Source organism: Streptomyces sp. NPDC057543 (assembly GCF_042801895.1).
Classification (GTDB): domain Bacteria; phylum Actinomycetota; class Actinomycetes; order Streptomycetales; family Streptomycetaceae; genus Streptomyces.
Genome location: NZ_JBHVFF010000394.1, coordinates 1 through 6,188, shown reverse-complemented (window position 1 = coordinate 6,188; position 6,188 = coordinate 1). Strand labels below are relative to the sequence as shown.

General features: G+C 67.4%; 6 protein-coding genes. 4 read left to right on the top strand and 2 right to left on the bottom strand.

Going from position 1 to position 6,188, the window contains the following annotated elements; genetic code table 11:
* Positions 1-193: 193 nt before the first annotated feature.
* On the bottom strand, positions 194-1,162 hold the full coding sequence (locus ACFU8Q_RS37985) for a hypothetical protein (protein ID WP_384463673.1): 969 nt from the start codon (positions 1,160-1,162) through the stop codon (positions 194-196).
* 67 nt (positions 1,163-1,229) lie between these two features.
* Between ACFU8Q_RS37985 and ACFU8Q_RS37980 the strand changes: the two genes are divergently transcribed.
* Both ACFU8Q_RS37980 and ACFU8Q_RS37975 read left to right on the top strand, forming a co-directional pair.
* Positions 1,230-1,901, top strand: coding sequence for a TetR/AcrR family transcriptional regulator (locus tag ACFU8Q_RS37980; protein WP_384463670.1), 672 nt, complete (start codon positions 1,230-1,232; stop codon positions 1,899-1,901).
* Between the two features lie 363 nt (positions 1,902-2,264).
* Positions 2,265-3,431, top strand: a complete 1,167-nt coding sequence (locus ACFU8Q_RS37975; protein ID WP_384463667.1) for an IS630 family transposase — start codon at positions 2,265-2,267, stop codon at positions 3,429-3,431.
* On the opposite strand, the gene ACFU8Q_RS37970 is transcribed toward ACFU8Q_RS37975, so the two are convergent.
* Positions 3,421-3,684, bottom strand: a complete 264-nt coding sequence (locus ACFU8Q_RS37970) for a hypothetical protein (protein ID WP_384463664.1) — start codon at positions 3,682-3,684, stop codon at positions 3,421-3,423. The two genes, ACFU8Q_RS37975 and ACFU8Q_RS37970, sit on opposite strands and share 11 nt — an antisense overlap.
* A 939-nt stretch (positions 3,685-4,623) precedes the next feature.
* Here ACFU8Q_RS37970 and ACFU8Q_RS37965 point away from each other — a divergent pair.
* Together ACFU8Q_RS37965 and ACFU8Q_RS37960 are read left to right on the top strand one after the other, a co-directional pair.
* Positions 4,624-5,190, top strand: a complete 567-nt coding sequence (locus ACFU8Q_RS37965) for a peptide deformylase (protein ID WP_384463661.1) — start codon at positions 4,624-4,626, stop codon at positions 5,188-5,190.
* Between the two features lie 175 nt (positions 5,191-5,365).
* Positions 5,366-5,605 carry a hypothetical protein gene (locus ACFU8Q_RS37960; RefSeq protein ID WP_384463658.1) on the top strand — a complete coding sequence of 80 codons (240 nt, stop codon included), beginning with the start codon at positions 5,366-5,368 and terminating at the stop codon, positions 5,603-5,605.
* The last annotated feature ends 583 nt before the right edge of the window (positions 5,606-6,188 follow it).

Below are 6,188 nucleotides of genomic sequence, written 5' to 3'. Positions count from 1 at the left end.
ACAAGCAGCAGAGTGCCGAGCACCACGCCTCACCGCATCAACAACTGTCCCTATTCATCCGTACGAAGCTGGGGACGTAACTGTGTACGCCGACAGCCGCCGTGTCAGCGCCGCCGCTACTGCTTGCCGGGCCCAGTCACTGTTCACCAGAACCCCAGAATTGACAGCACCGCGACTCCTGGCAGCCGCGACGTCACGGAGCTGAGGTGACCGGCAGGTTGTCCAGTTCTTTGATGAGTTGCTGGTAGGTCGCGAAGGCTGGCTTGGAGGTGTAGTCGTCGCGCAGCAGGCCGAAGTGGTGGAAGAGCCCTTCGGCGTTGCTGTCGGCGTCCCGCAGGGCGAAGAGCGAGTAGCCGTCGATGTTCAGATCGGGGGCGTGGGCGGCGACGGTCCGGATGATCGTGTCGAGGGAGGCGGCCTGTCGCTGTTCGGTGCGGCCGGGGCCGGTGGGCCAGCCGTTCTCGCAGATGCGGATCGGGACGGTGCCGGGGATGCCGGCCTGCGGCAGGCTGGTGCGGCGGAACGCCGTGAGGACCGCGGTGACCGCGTCTGCCAGTTGGTCCTCGGGAATGGGGTGGAACACGTCCGGGAAGAAGTCCAGGCCGACGTAGTCCAGGCTCTGCCGGAAGCGCGCGTCGGCCAGGGCGCCGAGGTTGGACCAGAAGGTGTCGGACGGGTCGAAGGTCGGCGCGGCGTTGAAGCCGACGGCCACGCGGTGGCCGAGGGAGCGGGCCTCCTGCTTGGCGGCGATGACGCCTTGGACGAGCGCGTTCAGGACGTTGGGGGTGCTGCCGTCGACGGAGGGGAGGTTGAGGTTGGGCTCCTCGCAGATCTGGACGGACGTCAGCTTGCGTCCGCCGGCCCGGACGGCCTGGCGGACGAACTCCGGCCAGCCGTCCAGCACACCGGACGGCTCGCGGAACTGCAGCACGAGGTCCAGGGTGCGCCCGAGCTGGAGGTGGGCGTGCGGATCGGTGGGTGTGGGCTGCGGCGGTATCACGGTGGCGGCGAACGAGCGGTAGGCGCGCACCGCCAGCGTGGCCGCGTTGCCCTGGAGCTCGTCGAGGGCCTCGTTGATGCGGTCCGGCTCGTCCGGTCGGACCGGATGGATGATGCCCTGGTCGTCGCCCAGGATGCCGCCGGGATAGATGCCGAAGGTCATGGTCACGCCGTCGCCCCCAAAAATTCATGGTGTCACACTAAATTTGTGGTGACACTATCATGTGGGTATGGGCCTTCGAGAGATCAAGAAACAGCAGACCCGCACGGCGATCGCCGACGCGGCTCTGCCTCTCTTCCTGGAACACGGCTTCGACCAGGTCACGGTCGCCGAGGTGGCACGGCACGCGGGCGTCTCCACCAACACCGTGTTCAACTACTTCCCCGCCAAGGAAGACCTGTTCTTCGACCACCAGGCCGAGGTCGAGAACCACCTCGCCACCCTGGTACGCGACCGAACCCCAGGCACCTGCCCCATCGAAGCCGTCCGCGACGACCTGCTCTCCGCCCTACGGCAGGACCACCCCATGCTCGGGCTCCAGCCCGGAGCGCCCGCGTTCTGGCAGGTCATCCAGGACAGCCCGGCCCTACGCGCCCGCGAACGCGAGATCGGCGAACGCATCGAGGCCGCTCTGGCGACCGCTCTGACCGAACATCCGCCGAACGCCGCAGACACACCCGGCGATGCCAGCTACGCGTTGCCCCTGCTCCTCGCGGGCGCCATCGCCGGAACGCACCGCGCCGCTCTACGCGAGCTCCGACGACGCATCATGTCCGGCGAACCGCCCGCACGCGCCCGCGATGCCGTCGCCTCGGCGGCCCTCCAGGCATTCAACCTGCTCTGCTCCGGACTTGACGCAGGTGACGAACGGACGTCGCAGGAGCCACAGCTCCCTCAGTAAGAGCCCCCCGAAACGTAGTCCCGCTGACAAAGGCGCTGTCGAATACCCGTGAACAGTTCGACTCGCTCCTCGGCGCCAACTGCCTCCCAAACCCTTGAACATGTGCTGTCTATCTCGGACAGAGCCACCCCGCACGATGACCGTCGAAAGCCTGGCTCAGTACTTCCGGCAGCGGGCCGACAGGGCGTCGAGGTCGGTCTGCATGTTGTCGGGGACAGATTCGGGCCTGCGGGAGATCTCCCCGAAAGCAACTCGGGGGCGGCGCCGGGGGCGTTGCCATGACGTTGCAGGATACGGGGGCGGGTACGGCCTGGTGTCGGCCCGTTCCCCGATGCCCCCCGAAGGATCGGCCGCTTTCCTCCCGTGCCCCTCGCCTCCGCCGTGCCCGTCGTGCTGACCGCCTCCGAGCGCCACCGGCTGAAGAAGATGGCCTACGGCCACAAGACCCCGCATCAGGCCCGGCAGCGGGCAACCATCATGCTACTGGCGGCCCGAGGGCGTCCCAATGCCCGGATAGCCGCGCAGACGCGGCTGCACGTGGACACGGTGCGCACGTGGCGGTGCCGCTTCGCCGCTGGAGGCCTACCCGCCCTGGCCGACCGTAAGCGGTCCGGCCGGCCGGTCTCGTTCACCGCGCTGCAGGTTGCCGAGGTCAAGGCGCTGGCCTGTCAGTTACCCGCTGGGACCGGCGCGCCGCTGTCGCGCTGGTCGTGTCCGGAGCTGGCCCGGGAGGTGGTCGCCCGGTCCATCGCCGGGTCGATCTCCACTTCCACCGTGCGGCGCTGGCTCAAACAGGACGCGCTCAAGCCCTGGCAGTACCGGTCCTGGATCTTCGTGCGCGACCCCGCCTTCCGACCCAAGGCCGCGCGCGTGCTGGACCTGTACGTCCGCACCTTCGACGGCGTCCCGCTGGGCGAGGACGAGTACGTGATCTCCGCGGACGAGAAGACTTCCATCCAGGCGCGCTGCCGCTGCCACCCGACCCTGGCGCCCGGGCAGGCCCGGGCGATGCGCGTCAACCACGAATACGGCCGCGGCGGTGCGTTGGCCTACCTGGCCGCCTACGACGTCCATCGCGCCCGTGTCTTTGGCCGCTGCGAACCCAAGACCGGCATCGTGCCCTTCATGAACCTAGTCACCCAGGTCATGACCACCGAGCCCTACGCCAGTGCCAGACGCGTCTTCTGGATCGTCGACAACGGCTCCTCCCACCGAGGGAAGAAGGCCGTAGATCGCCTGACCAGGGCGTTTCCGAACGCGGTCATGGTCCACACCCCCGTGCACGCCTCCTGGCTGAACCAGATCGAGATCTTCTTCTCCATCGTCCAGCGCAAGGTCGTCTCGCCCAACGACTTCACGGACCTCGGCGAGGTCCGGGACCGGCTCCGAGCATTCGAAGACCGCTACAACGCCACGGCACAGCCGTTCCAGTGGAGGTTCACCACCTCCGACCTGGACGATCTGCTGGCCAGGCTCGACCGACACACACTCGATCGACGGGAAGAATCCTCCGCCCGTCTCACCGCATGATCAACCCCCGAAGGACTTCGAGCGTTGACCACTTAGGGATAGCCACCGCGCGCACGGGAGGTGGAAAGTAGGAGCCCGACGACATCCGGTTCGAGACCTTGTAGAGGTTACCCTTCAGGTCATTCTCGAAGTCGGCGATTCTCTGCCCATCAACCCCGGGTGCGCCTTTGTTCGCTCTGACTTCCTCCCATGCTTCCTTGACTTCCCACTTGGAGATTTCAAACGGCTTAGTCTGAGACTTCAACTGGCCCATCGGACTCCTCCCGGACTACGTCCGGTTGATGCGATCAACACAGTCACGAACGACCCGGCCCCTTCGCTCCACCCCCATTACAGGGGCTTCAGCACTACTACGAGCCGGTCCCCAGCAGGCTCCGCGTCGGTACTCAACCCCTTGCAGTGTCCGCTGCTTGGGGCACTCCCTCTTGCCGCCGGCACGCGGCGTGCAGTATCCGTGCCTGCCTTCTCCTGTTCCATGCGGAAGCCGCAGATCGGACTCACGTCGCCTACATGCCGGACACCACCTGGCCAATAGAAGGGCACCCGCCAGGCTCATCCCGGAGTTCTGATCACACCCCGGTTTTGATGTCGACTGGAAACCCTTCGACACGTCAGCAGCGATTCACTTGCGTTCGTCTTTCCGATCCCCACCTGACGCCTCTTGGGACGCCTTTTCCTCATCGCTCACCACGACAGTCTTCAGCTAACGCAGCATGAGGCGGTTTGAAGCCTCCCCCCGCAGGGCGGCTCCGAAGGGCCAAATACCTTCATCTTCCGCACAGCACCATTTCCAGAAGCTGTCCTACAACCAACTCCCTTTTATGTTCAGGACACAAGACCAGCGGGTTTACAGGGTTTACGGATGGGTTCCCGGGGTGAGGTTGTGGAGTCGCCCGCGCAGTTCGGCCTGCTCTGCAGTGAGTTCGTCCCCGGGGCACGGGATGCGTGCCGGGCGTGGACGGCCTCGAAGTTCAGCTCGCCTTCCCCGCCCGCCTCGACCCGGTGGTGTGGGGCACCGAGACGTCGATGACCGCCGAGGCCGCCTTGCTGACCACCGCGCCGGTCGCTACCGAGGAGAACGGGATGCGCGTGTTACCTGGACAACGACCACCCCTGGCCCTGCACGCCAGATACCGTCTCCAATGGCGCCTACGGGCGCGTTCCATCCCGATACGAGTCAGGGAGAGCCCAGGTGAGCGTGGTGCAGCCGAGTCAGCGGATGCGTGAGATCGGTGTCGTCCAGTACGGCGCCCCATTGCTTGCCGAGCCGGCCTTGCCCTTCGAGCTGCCCGCCGAGCGCGGGACCGCTGAGCGGTGCGTCGACCGGCTGTACGCGGCGATGGAGCGGATCGGGCAGGTCCACCCCTTCGCCAAGGGCATGGGCCTGGCGGCCCCGCAGATCGGCATCGGCCGGGCCGCCGCTGCCATCCAGCCGCCCGGCCGCGACACCCCGACGATCGTGCTGCTCAACCCGCGGATCACCGAGACGTCTCAGGAAGGCGACGAGCAGTACGAGGGGTGCCTGTCCTTCTTCGATGTCCGCGGCATGGTGCCCCGCCCGCTGTTGATCACGGTTCAGACCACCGCGCTCGACGGCACCACGGTCACCACCGTCTACGAGCGCGGCCTGGCCCGGCTCGTCGCACATGAGGTCGATCACCTCGATGGTCTGCTCTATACCTCGCGGATGCGGTCGGGCGTCGAGCCCATTCCGGTCGAGGAATACCGGCACAGTGGCGCTTGGGCCTACGACTCCTGACCTGGAAGAACATCGTGATCTACGACCCTCCGCACCGCATGAAGGGCGCCCCGTGCCTGGGTGTACCCCATGGAACCCCGGGCCCGTTCGGTGCTCACCTCCCCGACGAAGAGACAGACGAGCCCGCGCAGGACATGGTGTCCCTCGGCCCTGGCCCGCGCGACGGGGACCGGCGGTGACGGGCCTGTGGCGGCAGGTACTGACCGCCCTCAACAGCGACCAGCCGCACGACGGCCCAGGCCGCGAGCGGCTGCTGGACCTCGGCGCGGCAGAGCTCGCGCACGCACGCCGCGCTGGCCAGGATCCGGTCACCGCCGAGGACGTGAAGCGCTTCGCGCTGCGGGAGGTTTCCGTGTTCCTCGACGATGCCCAGGCCCGCGCTGCCCTCACTCAGCGCCGCACGACCCGCGGGTGACCTTCCCGGTGCCGGCGCGTTGGTAGGACCATGACCGTGAGGATTGTGCGGACGGTGCCCGTTACCGGTGCGGCCGGCTGCACCGGTGAAGCCGTCGCGTTCCCCGCAGACGAGCCGATCTACGCCGCGCTGGCCGCCCGATGGAGTGAGGCAGGGCGTGTCGTGCCCGGTCAGACGGACCGGGAGTGGACGATGCTGACAAGCCGCTGCCCGTGGCCCACCCGATAGACCGGCGTTGGTGCAACTGCCTCCTCCCTCCGGGGCCCCGCATCACGCCACCCGGCCGGCAGCCCCGGAAAGCCCGCCCGCCACCCGGGGCTGCCGGGACCGGCCGGTTCTGGTTGGGCCCCTCTCGGCCCGGCAGCCTCACCCCCAACTGCCCGAGCAGTTGGCCCATTCGCTCCCTGTCGCCGCAGCTAGTGCCGCGTCAGGCAACGTTTGCCCTGTTCACGATCTCGCGTAGCCGTTGATCGGCGGCGTGCTTGTTCCGCCAGACATCCGATGCGGTTGATCTGTCAAGCGGCCTCAGCGACGTCGGGTGCCTTGAGGGTGAGGAAGGCGATTGCCTCGTCGTAGTCAGTGC